Genomic DNA, 24,010 nt, shown 5'->3' on the forward strand with positions numbered 1-24,010 from the left:
GTCCGGTCCGCGCGACCGGGCGGCTTTTTCGTGTTTCGCGGTCGCGGATGATGGCCACGGTCGCCTCCGCGCCGGCATACGGCTGCGGGGGCGTCCGTGCTCAGGCGGATCGCGGCGCTTTCGAAAGAAAAGGCCGCTCCGTCATGCGACGAAGCGGCCTTTTCGTTTCCAGGGTTGCCCTGACCGGGCCGGTGCCTTCCCTTACGGGCAGGTAACGCAGGCGCTGACCACCGCCGCAAGCGGGATAAGGGCAAGCACCAAGGGGACGATCTGTTTCATGATCCGTAGAAATCCGTTGCCAATCGCAATGTAAATGCGCGCTGACGCAAAAGGTTTCAAGAGGGTGAACGAGATGGCCCCGCGGCGTCGCGGTACGGCACGACGTGCACCGGATCGGTCCAGCCGAGGCCCAACGCTTTCTGCACGGCAATATAGCTGTTGGTCAGCTGGGCCTTGCCCTGCGCCACGCCGATCGACGCGGCCAGGCGCTGGCGTTCGATGTCGAGCTGGTCGATCAGCGTGCTCGTGCCCGCGCGCACGCGCTGGTCGTTGAGTTGTGCGGCCCGGGTCGCGGTCGCCTCCGCCTGGGCGAGCTGCGCGAGCTGAAGACGCACGTTGCCGAATCGCGAAAGCGACGTCTCGGCATCCTGCAGAGCTTCGAGGACGGTCTGGCGATATTGCGCGTCGGCGGCATCGCGCTGTGCCTCCGCCTGCCGGACACCCGCGCGCGCGCGACCAAAGTCGAGGATGTTCCAGCTCAGCATCGGCGCGAGCAGCGCGGTGAACTTGCCGGGGTCGACGACGTCGGCGATGCTCGTACCGCCAAGGCCGAACAGGCCCATGAATTTGAGCGACGGAAACAGCTTCGCCGTGTTCACGCCGATCTGCGCATTGCTTGCCGCCAGCGCGCGCTCGGCCGCGCGCACGTCGGGACGATGGGCGATCAAGGCGGCGGGATCGCCGATCGGAACCTCGCGCGGCGGCAACGGCACCGGCACTTCGGTCGCCAGCGTCGCATCGAGCGCGCCGGGCGCCCGCCCCGTCAGGATCGCGAGCTGACCCTTGTATTCGTCGATCTGCGCGGCGAGCGGGATATTCTGCGCGTCGGTGCTTTGCAGCTGCTGCTCCAGCCGGTCGACCTGGAGCCGCGACGCGGTACCCGCCGCGAAACGCTGGCGCGTGAGCGCGAGCGCCTGTCGCTGGAGCGCGGTCGATCGGGCATTGAGCCTGGCCCGCTCCTGCGCATCGCGCAGCGCGACATAAGCCTGCGCGACCTGCGCCGACAGGCTGACCTGTGCATCGGCAAGATCGGCGAAGCGCTGGCCGACGGTCGCCCGTACCTGCTCGACGCCGCGGCGCGTACCGCCGAACAGGTCCGGCTCCCACGACGCCGTGCCGCCCAGATTGAAGAAGTCGAGGCTAGACAGGCTTGTTGCGCCGCCGGTGGCGCTGCCGCCGCCCGAAGCGCTGCCGTTACTGCCACTGCCGCCCAGGCCGGTGCCCGGCAGTTGCGCGTGGAGATAGGTCGCGCTGGCGCTGACATTGGGCAGCGCCGCCGTCCTCTGGGCACGCAATTGCGCCTCGGCCGCCCGTATCCGCGCCTGCGCGGCGTCGATCGTCGGACTGTGCGCCAGGGCATCGTCGACCAGCGCGGTGAGCGTGGGGTCGTTCAGCGTCTCCCACCAGCGCGCCAGACCGGGGGCCGGCGTCAGCGCCGCATCCTGCGCCCGGACGAAGCGGCCGCGCGTCACCGCGTCGGAGGCGACCGACGGCGGCCCCTTGTAATCGGGTCCGACGGTGCAGCCCGCGAGCAGCGCGGCGGTGGATAGAAGCGGGAGCGTCTGTCGCATCAATGCATCGCCGCGGGTGCGGCGTCCTTCGGCAAGGGGCGGAGAAACAGGACGAGGGGCAGCACGACGAAGGTGCCGATCCCCATGATCCAGAAGATGTCGTTGAACGTCATCACCAGCGCCTGCCCCTGGATCTGGCGTTCGATCAGCGGCAGCGCGCCCGGTCCGCCGAGGCTGTGGACGTAATCCTGCACCGCGATCGCATTGGCGTTCAGCGTTTCCTCGATCCGGCGCGAATGGAACCAGGTCCTCGTGTCCTGGAGGATCGAGATGCCGGCGAGCGCAAAGCTGCCGCCGAGGTTGCGGACCGCGTTGAACAGGCCGGACGCGTCGCCCGCGTCCTGCGGCGGCACCGAGCGCACGACCGCCTGGCTGAGGAACAACATGCCCAGGATCTGCCCGACGCCGCGCAGCAGCTGCGACGCGGTGAAGTCGCTGCCGTCCGACGTGATCGTCAGGTGCGCGTCCATCAGAGCGGCGCCACCCATGATGACGAGCCCCGCGGAGACCGCGAGGCGGATGTCGATCCGTTTCAGCAGGATCGGCACGATCGCCATCATGAACAGGCTGGGGATGCCCGACAGCAGGACCACCTTGCCCGATTGCAGCGCGTTATAGTCGGCGATGGAGGCGAGGAATTGCGGAATGGCATAGGAAGTGCCGTAGAGCACGACGCCTAGCACCATCCCCATCAGGGCCACCGCGCCGAACTGCCGATCGAGCAGCAGCTTGAGCTTGATGACCGGCCGCTTGGCGGTGATCTGCCCCGCGCAGATGAGCGCGAAGCCGACCGTCGTCACCAGCGCCATCAGCCGGATCAGTCCGGAGGAGAACCATTGTTCGCGCTGCCCTTCCTCGAGAAAGACGGTGAGGCCGCCGAGCCCCAGCGCGAGCCCCGCGATGCCGAGCCAGTCCGCCTCCCCCAGCAGGTCGAGCCGGCTCTTCTGGTGCGGCAGGCCGACGAGCAGCAGGATGACCAGGGCGGCACAGATCGGCAGGTTGATGAAGAAGCTGTAGTGCCAGCTGATATTCTCCGTCAGCCATCCGCCGATGAGCGGGCCGATCACCGGCCCCATGATCGCCGTGACGCCGAAGGCGGCGATGCCGATCGGCTGCTGGCTGCGCGGCAGGCGCGTCGCGATGATTGTCTGCGCGGTCGGGATCATCGCGCCGCCGGTGAACCCCTGCCCGACGCGACCGATGATCATCGCAGTCAGCGACGTCGCGGTGCCGCAGATCATCGAAAAGCCGGTGAACAGACCCGCCGCGATGAGCAGGAAGGTCCTGAGGCCCAGCAACCGCTCCAGCCAGGCCGCCATCGGGATGATCACGATCTCCGCGACCAGATAGGCGGTGGCCACCCAGGTGCCCTCCGTACCGCTCGCACCGATCTCGCCCTGGATCGTCGGCAGCGCCGAATTGACGATGGAGATGTCGAGCGTCGCCATCAGCGCACCGAGCGTCCCCGCCGCAACCGCGAGCCATGCGGACAGATCGGCCTTTTGCGCGCCGCCGGCCGGTCGGTCGGCGGCGCGTCCCGCGCCCGTCTGGCGCGCGGCGGCGCTGGCCATGTCAGCGACCCCGCTGGTCGAGCTGCTTCTGCTGCTCGCGCAGCCGATCCAGCTGGCCCTTGGCGCCGATCGTGTCCACCGTAACGGTGACCGACAGGCCCGGTACGAGCAACCGGCGCGCATCCGGGCTCGCTTCAATCGCGATCCGCACCGGCACGCGCTGCACGATCTTGGTGAAGTTGCCCGTCGCGTTCTGCGGCGGGATCAGCGAGAATTGCGCGCCCGTGCCCGGCGACACGCTCTGCACCTGGCCCTTCAATTCAATCCCGTCGAGCGCGTCGACCTTGATCGTCGCCGGCTGGCCGGGACGCATCAGCGCGAGCTGCGTCTCCTTGAAATTGGCGGTCACGTAGAGCTTGTCGAGCGGTACGACCGACATCAGGCGCGTCCCGGCCTGGACGAACTGGCCCACCGTCACCGTCTTGTCGCCGATCCGGCCGTCGGTCGCGGCGCGGATCAGCGTGGAGCCGACATCGACGTTGACCGACGCCAATTGCGCCTGGGCGCCCTGCGCCTGCGCCTGCCCCTGCCGCAGCTGCGCCGCGAAGGACGCGACGCGACGGCGCTGCATGGCGACCGCCGCGGCCTGCACGCGGACGGCCTCGGCCGATTGCCGCGCGGCGAGCTCCAGCTGCGACAGTTGTTCCCGCGTCTCGGCGCCCGAGGCGGCGAGCGGTCGATACCGCGCGACTTCCGCCGCGTCGTGCGCCGCCTTGATCCGCGCCGAATCGAGCTGCGCCTGCGCCTGCGCGATGGTCGCATATTGTTCGTTGATCGAGGCGCGCGCGGCATCGGCGCTGGCGCGGGCCTGAGCGATCTGCGCCTCCGCCTGCGCCGCCTGCGCGCGATAGGTGCGCGGATCGATGCGGACGAGCGGCTGCCCCGCCTTCACGTCCTGGTTATCGCCGACCATGACCTCGGCGACATAGCCGCTCACCTTGGGCGCGACGGTGACCGCATCCGCCTGTATCGTCGCGTCGTTCGTGTTCTGCAGGAATTTTCCGCGACTTTCGTAGCGCAGGTACCAGACGATACCGACCACGACGACGATGGCGAGCAGCGCCAGCAGGATGACCTTCGCCCGGCCGCTCAGCCGCTTTGCCGGCTTGCCGTCGCCGGCCGACGCCGCGTCGGCGTCCGCCTCCTGTCCTTCGCCCTGGCCCGAATGCGGCGTGTCGCTCATCGATTTGTCGTCCGTTCCGTCGAGGTGGAAAGCGAGGGCCCCGCGACCCGAAAGCGGACGCCGTGTCCGCTATTGCAGGAACCCCCGTATTCGGCAAGGGTTCCACGAACCACGAAGACGTGAAACCGCCGTATCGAAAGGTGAGGATGCAGGGATTTATGGGCGACGGATCTTGATGCCGACGGCGACCGGTCGGGCACAGCGCCGCGATGCGCAGGTCAGGCGCGAGGCGCTGCTCACGGCCGCCGCGGAGTGCTTTCGCGAGTCCGGCTTCGAAGTGCCGCTTGAACAGATTGCCGAGCGGGCCGGTGTCGGCCGGGGTACGCTCTATCGCAACTTTCCCGATCGACTGGCGCTGGCGATCGCGATCCTCGAACGCGAGATCGATGCCGCCGCCGCGCTGATCGACCCGGCTGCGCCGATCGCGGATACCCTGCTGCACCTCGTGCGCCACGGCACCCGGGCGAGCGCCATGTTCCAGCGGATCGCGATCGACATCCCCCCGACCGGCGAGAACCGCGACCGATTCGAAGTGCTGCGTCAGCAGCTCGCCCGGATTCTCGCTCCCGTCGCGGATCGCGCCCACGCGGACGGCACGTTGCGGCGCGACATCGACGCGCTCGATCTCGTCCTCGTCGTCCGCATGCTCAGCGGCCTCGCCAAGCAACGGTTCACGGACCAGGACATCGACGGCGACCTGACCCTGGCGCTCAATCTGCTCCAGCGGGGCCTGCGCCCCTGATCGCCCGGGTTACTTCCGGCCGAACAATTTCTCGGTGCCGCCGTGCGCCAGCCTCACCAACGTCAACCGATAAACGCTATGCCTGAATCGCTGAAATCGGTGGAGCGCCGACGGCACCGGCGGTAGACCGAGCCATGTTTGTGATCGAAGACGAGTGGCACGCTGAATGGCTCGGAGAGTATGTCAGCCGAGACGATGCTCTCGACGCGCTTCAGAAGCTGGCAAATTTACCATGGAACGAGCCACCGAATGTTTGTCCATGCACAAGCTGGCGGACATGCGGGCGACGTTACCGCCTGATTGAGTTTGACGGCTCAGCTGAGCTATGGAGGAAACTTGGGGCACAACCAGTTCTTGAGATATCTGCAACAGGGACGAAATGGCTCACCGGACCGAAAGCAGTTAAAGCTAAATAACCGCGTCCGGGCACAAGATGCCCGTCATTCAGTATTTAAAGATCCAGCCGAGAAGTTCCTCAAAACTTAGCACAACTTGCTCATTTTCTGCCGAACAGTTTCTCAATGTCGCCGTGCGCCAGCTTCACCCAGGTCGGGCGGCCGTGGTTGCATTGGCCCGAATGCGGCGTCGCCTCCATTTCGCGCAGCAACGCGTTCATCTCGGCGACCGACAGGATGCGCCCGGCGCGCACCGAGCCGTGGCAGGCCATCGTCCCCGCCACCGCATCCAGCCTTTCGCGCAGCGACAAGGCCTGGTCGAACGCAGCGAGTTCGTCGGCAAGGTCGGTCACCAGCCCGGCCGGGTTCGCCTGGCCGAGCAGCGCCGGCGTCGCGCGCACCAGCATCGCGGTCGGTCCGAACCGCTCGAGCAGCAGGCCGAGCTCGGCGAGCTCTTCGCCTCGCGCCTCCAGCCGGTCGCAGCCGGGCTCGTCGAGCTCGACCACTTCCGGGATGAGCAAGGCCTGGCTCGCGACCCGCCCGCCGGCCAGGGCGGCGCGCATGCGCTCCAGCACCAGCCGCTCGTGCGCGGCATGCTGGTCGACCAGCACGAGGCCGTCCTCGGCCTCCGCGACGATGTAGGTCTTCGCCACCTGCCCGCGCGCGACACCGAGCGGATGCGCGGCGGTCTGCGGCGGCGGCTGCCACGCGGGCTCGGCGCGCGCGGCCGGCGGCGGGGCGAGGAAGGCTGGACGGCGGTCGTGGACGCTCCGCGCGAACAGCCCCTCTCCCACGCCGGCGGGGAGCGCGTGCAGCCCCGATGCCGCCGCGCTCCCGCCGACCATGGCGTCAGCGGTATCGCGTTGCGCAAGCGGCTCCGCCTGCCACATTGCGAGCGCCGAGTCCGCCGGCCGCTGCACGCTGCGATGGCCGGCCTCGTCCAGCGCGCGGCGCAGGCCGGACACGATCAGCCCGCGCACCAGTGCGGGATCGCGAAAGCGGACCTCGGTCTTGGCGGGATGGACGTTGACGTCGACCTGGTCCGGCGGCACGTCGAGGAACAGCGCGACGACCGCATGCCGGTCGCGCGGCAGCATTTCGGCATAGGCGCCGCGTATCGCTCCCATCAGCAGCCGGTCGCGCACGGGGCGGCCGTTGACGAACAGATATTGGTGGTCCGCGACGCCGCGATTGTAGGTCGGGATGCTCGCCACCCCGCCGAGGACATGGCCGTCGCGCGCCAGGTCGATCGGCACCGCATTGTCGGCGAGCGCCCGATCGGTCAGCGCCGCGACACGGCCGGGGCGATCCTCTCCGGCCGAGACCGACAGGGCCCGCCTGCCGTCATGCTCCAGAGAGAAAGCGATGTCCGGCCGCGCCATCGCGAGACGGCGTACCGCATCGAGGCAGGCGGCATATTCCGCGCGTGCGCTGCGCAGGAACTTGCGCCGCGCCGGCACGCGGCCGAACAGCTGCTCGACCACGACGCGGGTCCCCGGCGGCAAGGCGGCCGGTGCCTCCCGCAAGAGGGCGCCGTTGTCGACCGTCCTCGCCCAGCCCTCCGCCCCCCGCACGCGACTCTCCAGCGTCAGCCGCGCGACGCTGGCGATCGACGGCAGGGCTTCGCCGCGAAATCCCATCGTGGTGACGTTTTCGATCGCCTCGTCGGGCAGCTTCGACGTCGCATGCCGCTCCAGCGCCAGCGCCATGTCGGCAGGCGCCATGCCGCACCCATCGTCCGCGACCTCGATCCGCGCCAGCCCGCCTTCCGCGAGCACGACCGCGATCCGGGTCGCGCCCGCGTCGATGGCATTCTCGACGAGCTCCTTCAACGCGCTGGCGGGCCTTTCCACCACTTCACCGGCGGCGATGCGATTGACGAGTTGTTCGGGCAGGCGACGTATTGACACCGGCCAAGCTCTATACCAAGCGACGGCATCCCGCGAGCCTCCCGCAACGACGTGACGGAACGACCCCTTGGCCGATACCGTGGCGTACGGCGGCGCTGGCGGAGCCCTCGCACCGAAGACGGAACCTTTCGCCCGATGGCCCTCCCCCGCTTGTTCAAATTCATGTCGCATGACATGGCGATCGACCTCGGCACCGCGAATACCGTGGTCTATGTCCGCGGCCGTGGAATCGTGCTCAACGAGCCGTCCGTCGTGGCGGTCGAGACGATCAACGGCATCAAGAAGGTGAAGGCGGTCGGCGACGACGCCAAGCTGATGATGGGCAAGACGCCCGGCAACATCGAGGCGATCCGCCCCTTGCGCGACGGCGTCATCGCCGACATCGATGTGGCCGAGGAGATGATCAAGGCGTTCATCCGCAAGGTGCACGGCCCCCGCAAGTTTGCGCGCTGGCCCGAAATCGTCATCTGCGTGCCCTCGGGTTCGACCAAGGTCGAGCGTCGCGCCATCCGCGACGCCGCGTCGAACGCCGGCGCGAGCCAGGTCTATCTGATCGAAGAGCCCATGGCCGCGGCGATCGGCGCCGACATGCCCGTGACCGAGCCGATCGGCAGCATGGTCGTCGACATCGGCGGCGGCACGACCGAAGTCGCGGTGCTGTCGCTGCGCGGTCTCGCCTACACCACCTCCGTCCGCGTCGGCGGCGACAAGATGGACGAGGCGATCGTCAGCTATATCCGCCGCAACCACAATCTGCTGATCGGCGAAGCGACCGCCGAGCGGATCAAGCAGGAGGTCGGCATCGCCCGTCCGCCCGCCGACGGCATCGGCACGACGATCCACATCAAGGGGCGCGACCTGGTCAACGGCGTTCCCAAGGAAATCCAGATCAACCAGGGCCAGATCGCCGAGGCGCTGTCGGAACCCGTCGCGACGATCGTCGAGGGCGTCCGTGTCGCGCTGGAGAATACCGCGCCGGAACTCGCCGCCGACATCGTCGACCAGGGGATCGTGCTGACCGGCGGCGGCGCCCTGCTCCAGGGACTGGACGAGGTGCTGCGCGACGAGACGGGCCTGCCCGTGACCGTGGCGGAAGACCCGCTTACCTGCGTCGCGCTGGGCACCGGCCGCGCGCTGGAGGATCCGATGTTCCGGGGCGTGCTCCAGAACGGTTAACCGCCAACGCTGAGGGGAGCGGCGCATGGCGCCTGCCCGCGACCGTCGCACGGGTTTTTCGCGACGGCGGCAATATTCGGCCTTCTTCGCCTACGTGCTCGCGATCGCGGGCGCGCTGGTGGGGATTGCGCTGCTCGTCGTGTCGAGCTTCAATCCGCCGGCCTTCGCGGCGCTGCGCATGACCGTGGCCAGCGTCGCCGCGCCGGTGGCGTCGGGACTCGATGCGACCGTAGGCGTGGTGCGTGCGGTGCCGGACGCTATCGGGTCATGGTTTCGCGTGCATGGCGAGAACGCCGAGTTGCGCGCCCAGGTCGCGCGCGACGCGCGGCTGCTCACGCGCGCACGGGTCATGGCCTATGACAACCGTCGCCTGCGGGCGTTGCTCGCGCTTCGGGATCGGTCCGAGGACGTCGTCGTGACCGCCCGACTCGTCGCGTCGTCCGCGACCAGCGCGCGTCGCTTCGCGCTTCTCAATGCCGGGCGTTTCCAGGGCGTGCGGCCGGGCATGCCGGTCCGCGGGCCCGTCGGCCTCGTCGGGCGCGTGCTGGAGACGGGCCCGATCGCGGCGCGCGTCCTCCTCGTCACCGATCCCGAAAGTCTGGTTCCCGTCCGCAGAACGCGCGACGGCCTGCCCGCGCTGGCGGCCGGCCGCGGCGACGGGCGGGTCGACATCCGCTCGGTCAACGCAACCAACGTGCGCTTCCAGCCGGGCGAGATGTTCGTGACGACGGGTACGGGCGGCATCTATCCGCCGGGCATCCCCGTCGCGGCGATCGCCGCGAGCGCGATCGACTCGGCCATCGCGGTGCCGATCGCGGCGCCGGATGCGCTCGACTTCGCGCTGGTCGAACGGCCGTTCCTGCCGATCCCCGCGTCGACGCCCCGAGCGGCCGCCGCCACGCACGTGCCGCCGCAGGCTCCCCCACCGGCGCCATGAACACGATCGACCACCAGCCGTTCCGCATGCCCCTGCCCCCCGGGCGGGCGCGGGCGGTGCCCTGGCTGACCGTGATTGGCGGATCGGCCCTCACCGCCGTTGTCCCCGTCGTCGCCAGTTTCGCGCTGCTGCCGCCGCTCGGCCTCGTCCTGCTGCTGACCTGGCGGTTGCTGGCCCGCTTCTCGCTGCGCGCCTGGGCGGCCGCGCCGCTCGGCCTGTTTGACGATCTGCTCAGCGGCCAGCCGCTCGGTTCCGCCGTCCTGCTGTGGTCGGCCTGCTTCCTGACGATCGACCTGATCGAGCAGCGGCTCGTCTTTCGCGATTTCTGGCAGGACTGGTTGATCGCCAGCGGCTGCATCGCCTTCTGTCTGGTCGCCGGACGCTGGATCGCCTTGCCGCTCGGTGCGCGGGTCGATCTCGTGCTATTGGCGCAGATCGTGATCACGATCGCCTTGTTCCCCCTGTCCGCGCGATTCGTCGCATGGATCGATCGCAAGCGGGGCGCCGCCGCGTGAAGCGTTCGAAGCGGATCGTCACGGAGGCGACCCAAACCTACAGCTTCTCGCGTCGCGCCTGGCTCCTCGGCACGGCGCAGTTGGGCATCGGCGGGCTGCTCGCAGGCCGCATGGGCTGGCTCGCCGTCGCGCAGAACGACAAGTACAATGCGCTCGCGGAGAAAAATCGCGTCAGCCTGACCAAGATCCCGCCCCGCCGGGGCTGGATCGTCGACCGGCACGGCGCCCCGATCGCGAACAACCGCACCGATTTCCGCGTCGACATCATCCCCGACCGGCTGGAAGACCCCGACCGGACGCTCGCCCTGCTCGCACAGATCCTGCAGCTGCCTCCGGAAGAGGTGGAGCGAATCAAGATCGATCTGAAGGGGGCCGCGGGGTTCCAGCCCGTGCAGGCTGCCGAGAATATCGACTGGGAGCGATTCGCCGCGGTGTCGCTGCGCCAGCCCGAATTGCCAGGCATCGCGCCGACGCGTGGCTTCGCGCGCCACTATCCCGGCGGCGCGGCGGTTGCGCACCTGACCGGCTATGTCGGAACGCCGACCGCCGAGCAATATAAGGCGACGCACGATCCGCTGCTCGTCACGCCGGGATTCAAAATCGGCAAGGACGGGCTGGAGAAGATGCTCGAGCCTCAACTGCGCGGCACCGCGGGAGCGAAGCGGGTCGAGGTGACCGCGCGCGGCAAGCTGGTGGCCGAGCTCGCGACGCGCCCCGACGTTCCCGGCAGGACGCAGCGGCTGACAATCGACGCAGGCCTTCAGGACTATGCCGCGCGGCGCCTCGGCACCAATTCCGGTTCGGTCGTCGTGATGGACTGCAACACGGGCGAGATCCTGGCGATGGTCTCCGTCCCCGCTTATGATCCGAACAGCTTCTCCAACGGGATCAGCCACATGGAATGGCAGATGCTGTCGGAGAACGACCATGTGCCGTTGATGAACAAGGTCACCCAGGGGCTCTACCCGCCGGGGTCGACGGTCAAGCCGATGAACGGTCTGGCGCTGCTGCATGCCGGGGTAAAGACGAGCGACCGGGTCGTATGCACCGGGGCGATGAAGGTAGGCACGGGCATATTTCACTGTCACAAGAAGGGCGGTCACGGCGCGCTCGACCTCAAGGGCGCGATCGAACAAAGCTGCGACATCTATTTCTACGAAATGATCCGCCGTCACGGCTATGACGCGATCGCGCCGATCGCTCGCGAAATGGGACTGGGACAGAAGTTCGACCTTCCGCTCGCCACGCAACGCTATGGCACGGTCCCCGATTCCGCTTGGAAGCTACGGAAATACAAGAGCAAGTGGACGGTTGCGGACGGGCTCAACGCGTCGATCGGCCAAGGCTATGTGCTCGCCAATCCGCTACAGCTTGCGGTGATGGCGTCGCGGCTCGCGTCCGGCAAGGCCGTGCAGCCGAGTCTGCTCGCGGACCAGGTGCATCGCAATCCCGCACCTCTGCCTTTCCCTGCCGAGGATCTGGCCGTCGTCCGCAACGCCATGTTCGGCGTCGTCAATTCGGGGGGCACAGGCGGTGCGGCGCGCATGTACGTCCCCGGCGTTGCGCTGGCGGCAAAGACCGGCACCGCGCAGGTTCGCCGCATCACCATGGCGGAGCGGCGGGCGGGCGTGCTGAAGAACGGCCAATTGCCCTTCAAGCTGCGCGATCACGCCCTGCTGATCGCCTTCGCCCCGGCGGACAATCCGAAATATGCGATGGGCATCGCGCTGGAGCACAATGGGCATACCGTCCGCAATCTCGACGCGCCGCTGATCGGACGCGACATCATGACCTACATGTTCGACAAGCAGCGGGCGATGACGAGCCTTGGCGAGATGGAGCCGACCTGGGGCGGCGACATCGCGACGCGGATGGCGGCGGAGGCGGCGGCTTATCGGGCGGCGCACGCACCCGCGCCGGCGGCGGAGGCGACCAAGACCGACGCCACCGTGCCGAGCGACTCGGATGCGGTGGAGGCGGCGACCAGCCTCGCCAACCAAACGCAGGCGGCGCTGGCGAACGAGAGCGCAGGCGATACCGTCGCGGAAGGTGGGTCGACCGAGCGGAGCGACGATCGATGAGGACGGGCCGATGAGGACGGGCCGATGAGCCGGGGGGGCATCGTTCCCGAACCGATCGCGCGTCTACCGTGGCGGGTCATTCTGCTCGTGGTCGCGATCGGCACGTTCGGCCAGGTCGTGCTGTATTCGGCCGCGGGCGGTTCGCTGCACCCCTGGGCGCTGTCGCAAGGCCTCCGCTTCTACGTCTTCGTCGCCGGCGCGATCGCCTTGTCCTACGTGCCGGAGCGCGTCTGGCGTGCGGGCGCCATACCGGCCTATGGCGGGCTGGTCGTGCTGCTCGTCTTCGTCGAGCTGCTCGGCGCGGTGCGCGGCGGCAGCCAGCGCTGGCTCGACCTCGGCTTCATCCGTCTACAACCGTCCGAATTGATGAAGCCGGCGATCGTTCTCGCCTGCGCACGCTTCTACGACATGCTGCCCGCGGGCGAGACGCGGCGGTTCAGCGCGATCTGGCCCGCCGCGCTGCTGATCGGCGTCCCGGCGGCGCTAATCATGAAACAGCCCGACCTCGGCACCGCGCTGATGGTCTGCGCGGGCGGCGCGACGGTCATGTTCCTCGCGGGCATTCCACTGCGCCTGTTCGTCGGCGGCGGGATCGGTATCGCCATCGCGGCGCCGCTGGCGGTCAATTTCCTGCTGCACGGCTATCAGCGGAACCGCGTGCTGATCTTCCTCGATCCCGAAAGCGACCCACTGGGCACGGGCTATCACATCAGCCAGTCGAAGATCGCGATCGGGTCCGGCGGCATCTGGGGCAAGGGCTTCCTCCAGGGCACGCAGAGCCATCTCGACTATCTGCCGGAAGGCCATACCGATTTCGTCTTCGCCACGATGGCGGAGGAATGGGGTCTGATCGGCGGCTGTCTCCTCATCTTCGCGTTCCTCCTGGTCATCCGCTGGGGAATCAACGTGGGACAGAATGCCGGCACGCGATTCTCGCGCCTGACGGCGGCGGGCCTGTCGACCACGATTTTCTTCTATGTTGCGATCAATCTGGCGATGGTCATGGGCCTGGCGCCGGTTGTTGGCATTCCCCTGCCCCTGGTCAGCTTCGGCAGTTCGGCGCAGATGACGGTGCTGCTGTGCCTCGGCATCCTCATGTCGATCGATCGGGAAAACCGCCGCCGCGTCCGCTGGTGAGAAAAAACCGCATGCGGGGCTAAAAAGGGGTTGCGAGGGGGCGAAACTCTGCTAATTGGCCGCCTCCCGACGCGGTCGGCGCCCTACCAAAGCGCCACGATCCACCGGTCATGGACGCATAGCTCAGTTGGTAGAGCAGCTGACTCTTAATCAGCGGGTCCTTGGTTCGAGCCCAAGTGCGTCCACCACCCTTCCTGCAGGTCATGGCTTTACCGGAGCGGGTGCGAGCGTACCCTCTGCAGTCGCGAAAACATGATTAACTTGCGGTAAAGCTTGGTGAAAGGTAGCTTCTCCTGACGCATCGAGACGCCTGCGAAAAGGCGTCCGTCCAGGAGAGAGCCATGAACGCGTTCAAACGTACCCTCATTGCGACGGCGCTGATCGTCGCGCCCGCCGCTCTGGCGTCGACGCCCGCTGCCGCGGCGACCTATCTCAATCTTTACGTCTTCGGGGACAGCCTGGTCGACTCCGGGAACGCGCAGGCGCTGCGCGCCGCCGCGGGCGGCGCCGACCCAGCCCCCGCCGCGGCCGGCTACTACAACGGACGCTTCTCCAACGGGTACAATTTCGCCGATTATCTCTCGATGGCGATCGGCACGGGTCCGGCCACGGCGGCGGCCTATGGCGGAACGAACTTCGCGGTGGGCGGGGCCCAGGCGCGCGAGGTCGTCGGTGATGCCAGCCCCAGCTTCGCCGATCAGCTCGCATCCTTCGCTGTCTCCGGCAAGACGATCGACAGCCGGTCCCTCGTCCTCGTCACGTTCGGCGGGAACGACGTCCGGTCCGAGCTGGCGAAGGTAGGCGCAGACCCGACCTACCAACCCGATTTCACCCAGACCCTCGCCGCCTTCCGCGCCGGTCTGGACACTCTGTACGCGGACGGCGCGCGCAACTTCATCGTCACGGGGCTTCCCAACATCGGACAGATCCCGGCCGTGACCGACTTCAATTCGCCGGCGCTTTCGGCGGCCGGCACCATCCTGTCGCGCAGGCTCAACACCGGGTTCGATATTGCGACCGGCCGCGACGATCTGGTCGGCATCGACGACATCGTCGCCTCCTTCGGTGCGGCGACCGGAGCCAATGCCGCTTTCTACGACCTGTTCGGCGCGCAGCAGCAGATCTACGCCAATCCCACGGCCTATGGGTTGCCATCGACCCTCAACACCAGAGCAGCGTGCATCCGCGTGCCAGGCGCCGTGCCCGCGTGTGACGGGCTGGTCTATTTCGACACGATCCACCCGACCACGCAGCTTCACAGTGCCATCGCCAGCGGGATCGAAGCGCAACTCGGGGTCGCTGCCGTGCCCGAGCCGGCGAGTTGGTCGCTGATGATCCTCGGCTTCGGCGCCGTCGGAGGGGCCATGCGGCGGCGTCGGCACACTCTGCGCGTCGGATACGGCAACGCCGGCCGGCGCATCCGCGGTATGGCTTAGCGCGCGCCATCAGAGCCACGGTTGCGCACCTCTTGCAATCGAGCTTCAGCCGGGTTGCATGGCGTACGCCCCAGCGGCGCCGGTCGGCCAGTCGGGCCCCTGGGCCCGATCCGGCCGATCCCCGGGCGCCGCGGCCCGGCGCGATCGATGATGCGATACCACGCACCTTTGAGAACAGGCCGGATCGAGTGCGGCCGGTTCCATCTCGCACCACGCTGCAGCCGACGGGATCGGCATCTCAACCCACTGACAAGATGGAATTATTAGTTCTGCATCGGCAACGGCCCTGCGCCATTGACCCCCATCGCATCGGTCGATTAGGCCCGTTCCATGCCGTATCCGATTCATCGATACCGCGCCTTCGCATCGTTGACGCCGCGCGAGGAAGACGTGCTCAGGTCGCTCGGCGATACGGAAACGCATCGGCGCAAGGGCGAGACCTTCCAGCACGAAGGGGACGTGCTGAGCGGGTTTCATCTCCATACAAGCGGGTGGATCGCATCCTCGATCGCCGTGCCGAGCGGGAAGCGTCTGATCCAGAAGCTGCACCTGCCCGGTGACATGCTCGGAACGCCCAGCATGGCGCTGGAACAGGCGGCTGATACGCTGACCGCGGTCACCGACGCGACGACGGCCTTCGTTCCCTATCAGAGGTTCGGCGAGCTCTTTGTCGAAGCCCCCCGACTGGCAGCGCTCTTCACCATTGCGGTACAGATGGAGCGCCTCTCGCTGATGGATGCGCTCGCAGTGCAGGCAACCGCGTCCGCCCAGGAGCGCATCGCACGCCTCTTCCTCGATCTCCACGCGCGGCTCGATCCGCTAGGCCTCGTTGACAACGACACGTTCGATATGCCCGTGACGCAGGAGATCATCGGCGACCTTCTCGGCATGACCAACGTCCACATCAGCCGGACGCTCAAGACGCTGGAAGATGCCGGTTTGGTCGTCCGGCACCGACATCGGCTCCAGCTGCTCGATCTGCCCGCGTTGCGCGCCCTTTCGCCGCTGCGGCCCCGCAAGCCACAGTTTCAACCGGCCTGGCTCCCCGCGGCATCCAATTGAATACGCCGGCGCTATTGAAAGCGCTCAGTGGCGAATGGCGAAAAGGGGCACCACGCCAACGTTGATCGATACGCTGCGCCGCTCACCCGAGGCGACGTCCTCGACAATGCACAGGATGGCCTGCTCCCCATATGCGGCGCCCGCCGTCTCCGCGCAGATCAATGCCGCCGCCTCGATGCTGTTCTGCAAGGCGCTTTCGATCGAGGCATAATGGCCCTCAGCCTTGTCCTGGCACCGGCCGTCGTCGAAGATCACCGAGAAGACGCGCATGCTCCCTGTATCCGACATAGCGATTGCGATGTCACGGGTCTGGACGTGCCATGACGACCGGTATTGATCTACTATTGCCTGATCCATGTTATGACGTGCCAACCCCGCGAGGTGCCTTTGGCACTGATCAGGTCTGTCTAGATCTGCGCTTATTCTCGATGTCCGAGAACACGTTAATCCCCGTTAATGCGCGACGAGCAACGCATGTTAAGCCGAGATTTGGTTCAAGCCCGGAGGAGTGCTGCGTGACCGGTCACGATGGCGTGGTGACGCTCCGCCCTTTTTTACGGAAATTGACGCAACTCGTGCAGTTGCAGAGCGGCGACGCAGACGCCGTCGAGCTATTGCAATTCAAGATTGCGCAGGTCGCCCGCCAACGCGACGCGATCGCCAGGGGCGAGACCGTGTCGTATCTGTACGTCGTGCTGGAAGGCTGGGCTGCCCGTTACAGTCTGCGGCCGGACGGTACCCGTCGCATCACCGGCTTTCTGCTGCCGGGGGATTTCTGCGGCATCCATGCCGTTTGTCACGCCCCCATGGATCACGCGATCGTCGCGCTGACCGACTGTACCTTGGCCAAGATCGAGCTGACGCAGGTCGAGGCTCTTGTCTCCGACAGCCCGATAATCGGCCGCGCCTTGTGGTACGCCAAGCTGATCGACGAAGCGATCCTGAGGACCTGGCTCCTCAATTCGTCGGACGCCGTCCGGACGCTCGCCCACCTGCTGTGCGAACTCGACGCGCGTCTGCACCACGGCACCGAGATCGAAGCGGGACCGCGCCGCTTCGACCTGCCGATCACGCAAGAGCAGATCGGCGACGCGCTCGGCCTGACCAGCGTGCACATCAATCGATGCTTTCGTCACCTGCGGGAGGCGGGCCTCGTCGACATCGGCCAGGGCCGCCTGACGATTCCGGATGTCGAGGCGCTGCGGAAGGCGGCCGCCTTCGATCCGACCTACCTGCACTGGCGCGGCGACGGTTCGGGACGTCGTTAGCACCGTGTGACGGCCGCGTGCCGGTCTCAGCGCCGCTCGGCTCGTCACAAATATAGATCAAGTAACAAGTTCGTCCGGGTTGACGCGCTTTAGCGCGGGACGGGTCTGCCTGCGCCTACGCTCGGTTTTCCGGCGGGGGCCGATCAGGGAGATACTGATGAGCGCCGCAGATCAAGCGCAACCCGTGACGATCCCCTCGCAGCAGCCGTTGCTTATCTGCTTTTCGCACCTGCGCTGGAACTTCGTCTTCCAGCGCCCCCAACAGCTGATGACCCGGTTTGCCGCACAGATGACTGTGGTCTTCTGGGAGGAACCGCTTGTCGAGGGGGAGGACCAACCGACGCTGTCCGTGCGCCAGGAGGGCCACGTCATCGTCGCCGTGCCGCGCCTGCCGGCAGGGCTTGACGCTGAGGCGACGCATGCCGCCCTTGCCCGGCTTCTGACCGTCTTTCTCGTCGGAAAGCCGTCGGTGGCGGTTCGCTGGTATTATACCCCCATGATGCTTGCCTTCTCGCGGCAACTACTGGCACGCTGCACCGTCTACGACTGTATGGACGAGCTGTCCGCCTTCCGCTTCGCTCCTCCGACGCTTCTCGATCTGGAAGGTGAGCTGCTCGGCGCGGCCGACGTCGTCTTCACCGGCGGCTACAGCCTCTACGAAGCCAAGCGGGGCCGGCATGCCGACGTGCGGCCCTTTCCCTCCAGCGTCGACGTCGCCCATTTCGCCCGCGCGCGTGACCTCGCTCCTTCGAGACGAAACACGCCGATCCTGGGTTTCTACGGCGTGATCGACGAACGCATGGATCTCGAACTCGTCGCCCGCCTCGCCGACGAGCGGCCCGAGTGGCGGATAGAGCTGGTCGGACCGGTGGTGAAGATCGATCCCGCCGACCTGCCGCAACGATCGAACCTTCATTATCTGGGCGCGCGGTCGTACGAGGATCTGCCCGACGCGGTCGCGCGCTGGGATGTCGCGCTGATGCCGTTCGCGATCAACGACGCGACGCGGTTCATCAGCCCCACCAAGACCCCCGAATATCTTGCCGCCGGACGGCCTGTGGTGTCGACGCCGATCGTCGATGTGGCACGCCATTACGGCACGATGGCCGGCGTGATCATCGCATCCGGATCGCGCTTCGTCTCGGCCTGCGACGATGCGCTCACGCTCGCTCGCGGGGCCGACCTCGCATGGCGCGACGAAGCCGACGCCTTGCTCGCCGCGACGTCATGGAACGATACGGCCGCGGCGATGCTGGCCGCGATCGCCGAAGTCTCGTCCGGCCCCGAACGCCCGCATTACGACGTCCTCGTCGTCGGTGCCGGCTTCGCCGGCAGCGTCATGGCGGAGCGGTTCGCCGCCGACGCCGGCAAGCGCGTGCTGATCATCGACCGCCGCCCCCATATCGCGGGGAACGCGTATGACGAGGAAGACGCATCGGGTATCCTCATCCACCGCTACGGTCCCCACATCTTTCACACGAACGCCGCCGACATATTCGCCTATCTGTCGCGCTTCACGCAGTGGCGCCCCTACGAGCATCGTGTTCTCGCCGAGGTGCGCGGGCGGCAGGTGCCCATTCCGATCAATCGAACGACGTTGAACATGCTGTTCGATGCGGGGTTGAAGGACGACGAGGACGCCGCCGCCTTTCTTGCCAAGCGCGCGCAGCCGGTCGACGATATCCGCACGTCGAAGGACGTCGTCGTCTCTGCGGTCGGAGACGAACTGTATCGCCTGTTCTTCCGCGGCTACACGCGCAAGCAATGGGGTCTCAGCCCGTCCGAACTGGACAAGGCGGTCACCGCCCGGGTTCCGACACGCACCAGCACGGACGACCGGTATTTCGACGACGCTTACCAGGCCATGCCCGCCGGTGGCTATACCGCCATGTTCGCGCGGATGCTCGATCACCCGCTCATCGACGTGCGGCTCGGCACCGACTTCACCTCGGTCAGGGAGACGATCGACTATGACCTTCTCGTCTTCACCGGACCGATCGACGAATATTTCGACTATCGTTATGGCGCCCTGCCCTACCGCTCGCTGCGCTTCGACCATCGCACGCTTCGGGTGGAACGGCACCAGCAGGTCGCGGTCGTCAACTATCCGGACGAAGCCCTGCCGTACACGCGCGTCACGGAATACAAGCATCTCACCGGGCAGACGGCGCGGGTCACTAGCGTGACCTACGAATATCCCGCTGAGGAGGGCGATCCCTATTATCCCATCCCCCGGCCTGAGAATCAGGCGCTCTTCAAGCGCTATGAACTCCTGGCGCTCGCGGAACCCGACGTCCTGTTCGTGGGGCGACTGGCGACCTACCGCTATTACAACATGGATCAGGTCGTGGGTCAGGCGCTCGCCACCTATCGCAAATACAGGAAGCGGGAGGATGCGGCGGCCTTGGCGACGGCCGCCGAATGACATGACGGGCGAAACCGGAGGAGACGCGCTACGAAAGCGGCACATCATCCTCGTCCACGAAGACGCTTTCGCTGCGCGCTATCTCGCGGACGTCCTGACGCACAGTGGCGCCGCGGTGACGCGGCTGCCGGCGTGTGACCTCGATGCGATCGTCCGCGAGGCCGTATCGCGGCAATCGGCGCTGGTGGTCAGCGACGCAGCCCCGGACGGCGCAGCGATCGCGGAAGCCGCCGCCGCCCTCGGCATACCTTGCGTCATTCTCCGATCCGCCCGGCGTGCCTCGCCGGGCGTGACCGGCGCGTGCGTGCTGAACGCGCCATTCGCCGGCTTCCAGGTCGTCGAGATGGTGAACGCCCTCCTCGGACCTGGCTCAGCCGCCGGCACCACGCCGGCCGATCCGGCGCTTCATGGGCAGTAAAGAGACGCGGATCGCACTTTGGGGCGGCGTCGAATGCACCGTCAATCGTGTCGGCGATGCATATCGGGACCAGATCCAGATGAGTGGCCACGACGTTCGACCGGACGATCTGGACCTTTTCGCGCGGCTCGGCATCAAGGCTCTGCGCTATCCTGTGCTTTGGGAGAGAGCCTCGCCAGGGGCCATGCCAGACTGGACGTGGTCGGATGACCGCCTCGACCGACTGCGGCAATTGGGGATCGCCCCAATCGTTGGGCTCGTCCACCACGGCAGCGGACCGCGACACACGCATCTGCTTGACGAGCGCTTTGCAGCAGGCCTCGGGCGGTTCGCGGGCGAGGTCGCCGCGCGCTACCCCTGGGTGGAGGCATGGACGCCGGTCAACGAACCGCTGACGACCGCACGCTTCGCAGCGCTATACGGCCATTGGTTTCCGCATGTCGCCGACGAGCGCGCGTTCTGGCTTGCGCTGCTCAATCAGGTGGATGCGACGCGTGCGGCGATGAAGGCGATCCGGCGGGCCAATCCCGCGGCGAAGCTGGTGCAGACGGACGATCTCGGCCGTACCTATGCGACGGATGAACTGGCTGATCAGGCGGCGCATGACAATCTACGGCGCTGGGCGAGCTGGGACCTGCTGTTCGGGCGCGTCGACCGTAGCCACCCCCTGTCCGACCGCCTGCGTCGCTTCGGTTTCGCGGACCGTCTGCGCATCATTGCCGATGATCCCTGCCCTCCCGACGTCATCGGCCTCAACCATTATCTGACCAGCGACCGGTATCTGGACCATCGCCTCGACCGCTATCCGGATCACCTGCACGGCGGCAATGGTCACGCGCGCTATGCCGACACCGAGGCGTTGCGGGCGCTTCCCGAGCAACCTGCCGGGCTCGCCGGCGCCCTCAGGGAAGCCTGGACGCGCTATCGCACGCCGATTGCCCTGACGGAGGTGCACAACGGCTGTACTCGCGAGGAGCAGCTGCGATGGGCGGCGCAGGCTTGGGACACCGCCCATCTGGCCGAAGCGGACGGCATCGCGGTCGTCGCGGTAACCGCATGGTCCTTGCTCGGCAGCCATGGCTGGGACACGCTGTTGACGGCGGAGGGGCGCTACGAACCGGGCGTGTTCGACGTCGCCTCCGGCACACCCCGCGAGACGGCGCTGGCGACGCTGTGGCGCGGGTTGCCGGAGGGGGCGGCGCGCCATCCTGTCGCGCGCGAACCCGGCTGGTGGCAGCGGCGGGAGCGCCTCCTCTATGCCGACCCTGCGTCGCCCACCGCGCCCGACCCGGCGCTTCCGTCGAGGCGCCCGCTTATCATCTGCGGACCGGACAGCGGGCTTCGGCAAGCCGTCCTGCGCATATGCGCCGCCCGCGGCATCGATCACGTCGCCGTCGACGACGGATGGTGCGCATGGCTGCGCGCCAGGGCCGCCCGGCGCCCTCCCTCCCGGGCGATCGTGCCGTGGGCCGTTCTGTGTGCACATGCGAACGTGCGCGCGTGTCACTGCTCTTTGAGCGCGATCCGCGCGCCTCGCACCGTTCGGCGTTCCGGCACACCGGCGGCGGCTTGCCCGATGGAGGTCGTCCCGTTCCTCCGCCTGTCTGGCGAGGCGGCGGCGTCGATGCCATCGAGCGCGTGCATCCACGCGGCGCTCGATCGCCTCATCGACGAGACATCGCCCGGTCATGGTTGCCCGCCCGCCGCCATCTGAAAACCGACGTCTGCCGTCCCGTGCCCGGGCTGCCGGCGACGGTGGGTCGGTTCGATAGGCTGGGCGGTCCTGCTTGAACGCGTCGCTGCGCCGTCAGGACGGATGGTACCGGCCTCACCTGCGGGCTCAGCGCAGATACGACAGCAAGCCGGCCACCGAATACGGCTTGCGCAACACGGGAAAATCATGGTCCCCCTGATCCGCGATCGCGTCGCTGTAGCCGGTGGCGAGCACCACCGGCATCGTCGGCCAGCGACTTCGGATGCGACGTGCCATTTCGAGCCCGTCGATGCCGGGCATGACCACGTCGCTGAATACGAGGTCGATCTTGTCGTGCGCCCGCGCGAGCAGGTCGAGGGCGTCCTCCCCGCTCGTCACCCAGCTCACGATCTGCCCCAGTTCCTCCAGCAGGCTACGGGCGGAGCGGCCGACCGCCTCATTGTCCTCGACGAGGAGAATCCGCCTCGTTCTCAAGGCACCGTCAGCCACGCCGTCCCTCGCGTCGCGCGCGACCGGCACGTCGTCTGCAACCGGCAGGTACAGCGTGAATGTCGTACCGATGCCGAGCTGGCTCTCGACGTCGACGTCGCCGCCAGACTGTTTGGCGAAGCCATGCACCTGGCTGAGGCCGAGCCCGGTGCCCTTGTTGATCGCCTTGGTCGTGAAAAACGGCTCGAAAATCTTCGGCATCGTGTCCGGCGCGATGCCGCTGCCGTTGTCGATGACGCGCAGCGCGACGAAGCGGCCATGCGTGGGGTCATGGTCCCTTACTGCGGGCAGACCCTCCACCGTCTCGCTCGACACTTTCAGCGTACCACCCGCGGGCATGGCGTCTCGCGCGTTGATGACAAGATTGAGCAGCGCGGTCTCGAACTGATTGCGGTCGGCGTTGACGATCGTCCCCTCGCCTGCCTCGATCACGATCGCGATCGAGGCGCCGACGCTCGTCTCGATCAGCGGCCGAAGCTCGACCAGCCGGTCGCTGACGTCGAACACTTCGGGGCGCAGCGGTTGGCGGCGGGAAAATGCCAACAGCTGCGACGTCAGGGCCGCGGCGCGGTCCGCAGTCTCGGCGATGGCCTCGACATAACGCTCGCGCTTTTCCGGCGACAGCGTCGGCACGCGCAACAGGTCGGCCGAGGAGCGGATGATCGTGAGCAGGTTGTTGAAATCATGCGCGACGCCACCGGTCAGCCGGCCTACGGCCTCCATCTTCTGCGCCTGCGCCATCGCTTCGCGCGCGCGTTCTATCTCCTGCTGCGCCTGCCAGCGCTCCGTCAGGTCGCGGGTGATCTTCGCGAGCCCGATCAGCGCGCCCTGCTCGTCCAGAATGGGATAGATCAGCACGCCGGCGCGAAAACGCTCGCCATTCTTGCGGACTTGCCAGGTCTCGGCCTCGTACCTGCCCTTCTCGATCGCGGTCTGCAACGCGCGCGCCGGCTCGCCGTTCTGGCGATCCTCTTCGGTAAAGAAAGCCGAGAAATGCGCGCCGACGATCTCGTCCGCGCTATAGCCCCTGATCGCCTGCGCACCGCGATTCCAGTCGGTCACGAAACCGTCGGGATCGAGCATGTAGATGGCATAGTCCCTGACGCCCTGGACGAGCAGGCGGAACCGCTGTTCGCTTTCGAGGAGGGCGCGTTGCGCGGCCCGCTTGTCGGTGATGTCCCGGGTCACCTTCGCGAACCCGATCAGCGCGCCATGTTCGTCGCGCACCGGATCGATCACCACGCTGGTCCAGAATCGGGTGCCATCCTTGCGGAGCCGCCAGCCCTCGGCCTCGAACACGCCCTTTTCGGCGGCAATGCGCAGGGCACGCGCCGGAAGCCCCGCGGCGCGATCTTCTTCGGTGTAGAAGCGCGAGAAATGCTGGCCGACGATCTCCTCGGCGGTATAGCCCTTGAAGCGCTCCGCCCCGGCGTTCCAGCTTGCGACATGGCCGTCGCGGTCGAGCAGGTAGATCGCATAATCCCGGATGGAATTGACCAACCGCTCGAAACGGTCCGATCCGCTCAGCTCCGACGGCACGTCACGCGAATTCACGTCAGGTAATTCGCCCGGTTTCAAAATCGCCAAACGCCCTCGCTCTGCGATCCCGTGACCGCGCGCCGGTGCCATAGCAAGCGGCAGCCCGTCTGTCGTAAGCGTAGATCAAGCTCGCCTTTCAAGCACCGCACCGCACCGCGCCGG

General features: G+C 67.3%; 17 protein-coding genes, 1 tRNA gene and 2 pseudogenes. 14 read left to right on the forward strand and 6 right to left on the reverse strand.

What is annotated here, in order from left to right:
• Positions 1–335: 335 nt before the first annotated feature.
• Genes RF701_RS04020 through RF701_RS04030 form a run of 3 tightly spaced genes read right to left on the reverse strand, consistent with a single transcriptional unit; the run spans position 336 to position 4,604 of the window.
• On the reverse strand, positions 336–1,850 hold the full coding sequence (locus RF701_RS04020; protein WP_308814152.1) for an efflux transporter outer membrane subunit: 1,515 nt from the start codon (positions 1,848–1,850) through the stop codon (positions 336–338).
• On the reverse strand, positions 1,850–3,421 hold the full coding sequence (locus tag RF701_RS04025) for an MDR family MFS transporter (protein ID WP_308814153.1): 1,572 nt from the start codon (positions 3,419–3,421) through the stop codon (positions 1,850–1,852). Before RF701_RS04025 ends, RF701_RS04020 begins: the two co-directional genes overlap by 1 nt.
• Position 3,422: 1 nt before the next feature.
• Positions 3,423–4,604 (reverse strand): HlyD family secretion protein, encoded by a 1,182-nt coding sequence (locus RF701_RS04030; protein WP_210358517.1) that lies wholly within the window; start codon positions 4,602–4,604, stop codon positions 3,423–3,425.
• 175 nt (positions 4,605–4,779) lie between these two features.
• Here RF701_RS04030 and RF701_RS04035 point away from each other — a divergent pair, with 175 nt between their 5' ends.
• The gene (locus tag RF701_RS04035) at positions 4,780–5,346 is read left to right on the forward strand and encodes a helix-turn-helix domain-containing protein (protein ID WP_308814154.1); all 567 of its coding nucleotides are present in this window, start codon (positions 4,780–4,782) and stop codon (positions 5,344–5,346) included.
• A 496-nt stretch (positions 5,347–5,842) separates the two neighbouring features.
• Here the strand turns inward: RF701_RS04035 and mutL are convergent, their stop codons facing one another.
• A complete protein-coding gene (gene mutL, locus RF701_RS04040; protein ID WP_308814155.1) occupies positions 5,843–7,651 on the reverse strand; it encodes a DNA mismatch repair endonuclease MutL in 1,809 nt (602 codons plus the stop codon).
• A 135-nt stretch (positions 7,652–7,786) separates the two neighbouring features.
• Here mutL and RF701_RS04045 point away from each other — a divergent pair, with 135 nt between their 5' ends.
• From RF701_RS04045 to RF701_RS04080, 9 genes and pseudogenes are all read left to right on the forward strand, one after another.
• Complete coding sequence (locus RF701_RS04045) at positions 7,787–8,827, forward strand: rod shape-determining protein (RefSeq protein ID WP_203310059.1); 1,041 nt, start codon at positions 7,787–7,789, stop codon at positions 8,825–8,827.
• A gap of 25 nt (positions 8,828–8,852) precedes the next feature.
• Positions 8,853–9,764, forward strand: a complete 912-nt coding sequence (gene mreC, locus RF701_RS04050; RefSeq protein WP_210358514.1) for a rod shape-determining protein MreC — start codon at positions 8,853–8,855, stop codon at positions 9,762–9,764.
• Complete coding sequence (mreD, locus tag RF701_RS04055) at positions 9,761–10,279, forward strand: rod shape-determining protein MreD (RefSeq protein WP_203310061.1); 519 nt, start codon at positions 9,761–9,763, stop codon at positions 10,277–10,279. Before mreC ends, mreD begins: the two co-directional genes overlap by 4 nt.
• Complete coding sequence (mrdA, locus tag RF701_RS04060) at positions 10,276–12,360, forward strand: penicillin-binding protein 2 (RefSeq protein ID WP_287978912.1); 2,085 nt, start codon at positions 10,276–10,278, stop codon at positions 12,358–12,360. The genes mreD and mrdA overlap by 4 nt, the downstream gene beginning before the upstream one ends.
• Positions 12,361–12,384: 24 nt before the next feature.
• Positions 12,385–13,497, forward strand: a complete 1,113-nt coding sequence (rodA, locus tag RF701_RS04065) for a rod shape-determining protein RodA (RefSeq protein WP_210358511.1) — start codon at positions 12,385–12,387, stop codon at positions 13,495–13,497.
• 112 nt (positions 13,498–13,609) lie between these two features.
• Positions 13,610–13,685 (forward strand) — tRNA-Lys (locus RF701_RS04070).
• 153 nt (positions 13,686–13,838) lie between these two features.
• Positions 13,839–14,762 (forward strand): annotated as a pseudogene (locus RF701_RS04075) (SGNH/GDSL hydrolase family protein); the annotation flags it as partial.
• A gap of 24 nt (positions 14,763–14,786) precedes the next feature.
• A pseudogene (locus RF701_RS17630) lies at positions 14,787–14,933 on the forward strand (PEPxxWA-CTERM sorting domain-containing protein); the annotation flags it as partial.
• Positions 14,934–15,263: 330 nt separating this feature from the next.
• Complete coding sequence (locus RF701_RS04080) at positions 15,264–15,995, forward strand: Crp/Fnr family transcriptional regulator (protein WP_210358509.1); 732 nt, start codon at positions 15,264–15,266, stop codon at positions 15,993–15,995.
• Between the two features lie 24 nt (positions 15,996–16,019).
• Here the strand turns inward: RF701_RS04080 and RF701_RS04085 are convergent, their stop codons facing one another.
• Positions 16,020–16,250, reverse strand: coding sequence for a hypothetical protein (locus RF701_RS04085; protein ID WP_308814157.1), 231 nt, complete (start codon positions 16,248–16,250; stop codon positions 16,020–16,022).
• Between the two features lie 65 nt (positions 16,251–16,315).
• Here RF701_RS04085 and RF701_RS04090 point away from each other — a divergent pair, with 65 nt between their 5' ends.
• From RF701_RS04090 to RF701_RS04105, 4 genes are all read left to right on the forward strand, one after another.
• A complete protein-coding gene (locus tag RF701_RS04090; RefSeq protein ID WP_308814158.1) occupies positions 16,316–17,263 on the forward strand; it encodes a Crp/Fnr family transcriptional regulator in 948 nt (315 codons plus the stop codon).
• Between the two features lie 157 nt (positions 17,264–17,420).
• Positions 17,421–19,688, forward strand: coding sequence for a UDP-galactopyranose mutase (gene glf / locus RF701_RS04095; protein ID WP_308814159.1), 2,268 nt, complete (start codon positions 17,421–17,423; stop codon positions 19,686–19,688).
• Position 19,689: 1 nt separating this feature from the next.
• Positions 19,690–20,106 carry a hypothetical protein gene (locus RF701_RS04100; RefSeq protein WP_308814161.1) on the forward strand — a complete coding sequence of 139 codons (417 nt, stop codon included), beginning with the start codon at positions 19,690–19,692 and terminating at the stop codon, positions 20,104–20,106.
• The gene (locus tag RF701_RS04105) at positions 20,096–21,820 is read left to right on the forward strand and encodes a family 1 glycosylhydrolase (RefSeq protein WP_308814162.1); all 1,725 of its coding nucleotides are present in this window, start codon (positions 20,096–20,098) and stop codon (positions 21,818–21,820) included. Before RF701_RS04100 ends, RF701_RS04105 begins: the two co-directional genes overlap by 11 nt.
• A 126-nt stretch (positions 21,821–21,946) precedes the next feature.
• On the opposite strand, the gene RF701_RS04110 is transcribed toward RF701_RS04105, so the two are convergent.
• Complete coding sequence (locus RF701_RS04110) at positions 21,947–23,863, reverse strand: PAS domain S-box protein (RefSeq protein WP_308814163.1); 1,917 nt, start codon at positions 23,861–23,863, stop codon at positions 21,947–21,949.
• Between the last annotated feature and the right edge of the window lie 147 nt (positions 23,864–24,010).

Source organism: Sphingomonas sp. GV3 (assembly GCF_031082075.1).
GTDB classification, from domain to species: Bacteria; Pseudomonadota; Alphaproteobacteria; order Sphingomonadales; family Sphingomonadaceae; genus Sphingomonas; species Sphingomonas beigongshangi.

Bases quoted from the DNA above. Each gene is read 5' to 3' on its own strand.
- RF701_RS04020 (WP_308814152.1), bottom strand. From the start codon at position 1,850: ATGCGACAGACGCTCCCGCTTCTATCCACCGCCGCGCTGCTCGCGGGC.
- RF701_RS04025 (WP_308814153.1), bottom strand. From the start codon at position 3,421: ATGGCCAGCGCCGCCGCGCGCCAGACGGGCGCGGGACGCGCCGCCGAC.
- RF701_RS04030 (WP_210358517.1), bottom strand. From the start codon at position 4,604: ATGAGCGACACGCCGCATTCGGGCCAGGGCGAAGGACAGGAGGCGGAC.
- RF701_RS04035 (WP_308814154.1), top strand. From the start codon at position 4,780: ATGCCGACGGCGACCGGTCGGGCACAGCGCCGCGATGCGCAGGTCAGG.
- RF701_RS04045 (WP_203310059.1), top strand. From the start codon at position 7,787: ATGGCCCTCCCCCGCTTGTTCAAATTCATGTCGCATGACATGGCGATC.
- mreC (WP_210358514.1), top strand. From the start codon at position 8,853: ATGGCGCCTGCCCGCGACCGTCGCACGGGTTTTTCGCGACGGCGGCAA.
- mreD (WP_203310061.1), top strand. From the start codon at position 9,761: ATGAACACGATCGACCACCAGCCGTTCCGCATGCCCCTGCCCCCCGGG.
- rodA (WP_210358511.1), top strand. From the start codon at position 12,385: ATGAGCCGGGGGGGCATCGTTCCCGAACCGATCGCGCGTCTACCGTGG.
- RF701_RS04080 (WP_210358509.1), top strand. From the start codon at position 15,264: ATGCCGTATCCGATTCATCGATACCGCGCCTTCGCATCGTTGACGCCG.
- RF701_RS04090 (WP_308814158.1), top strand. From the start codon at position 16,316: ATGACGACCGGTATTGATCTACTATTGCCTGATCCATGTTATGACGTG.
- glf (WP_308814159.1), top strand. From the start codon at position 17,421: ATGAGCGCCGCAGATCAAGCGCAACCCGTGACGATCCCCTCGCAGCAG.
- RF701_RS04100 (WP_308814161.1), top strand. From the start codon at position 19,690: ATGACGGGCGAAACCGGAGGAGACGCGCTACGAAAGCGGCACATCATC.
- RF701_RS04105 (WP_308814162.1), top strand. From the start codon at position 20,096: ATGGGCAGTAAAGAGACGCGGATCGCACTTTGGGGCGGCGTCGAATGC.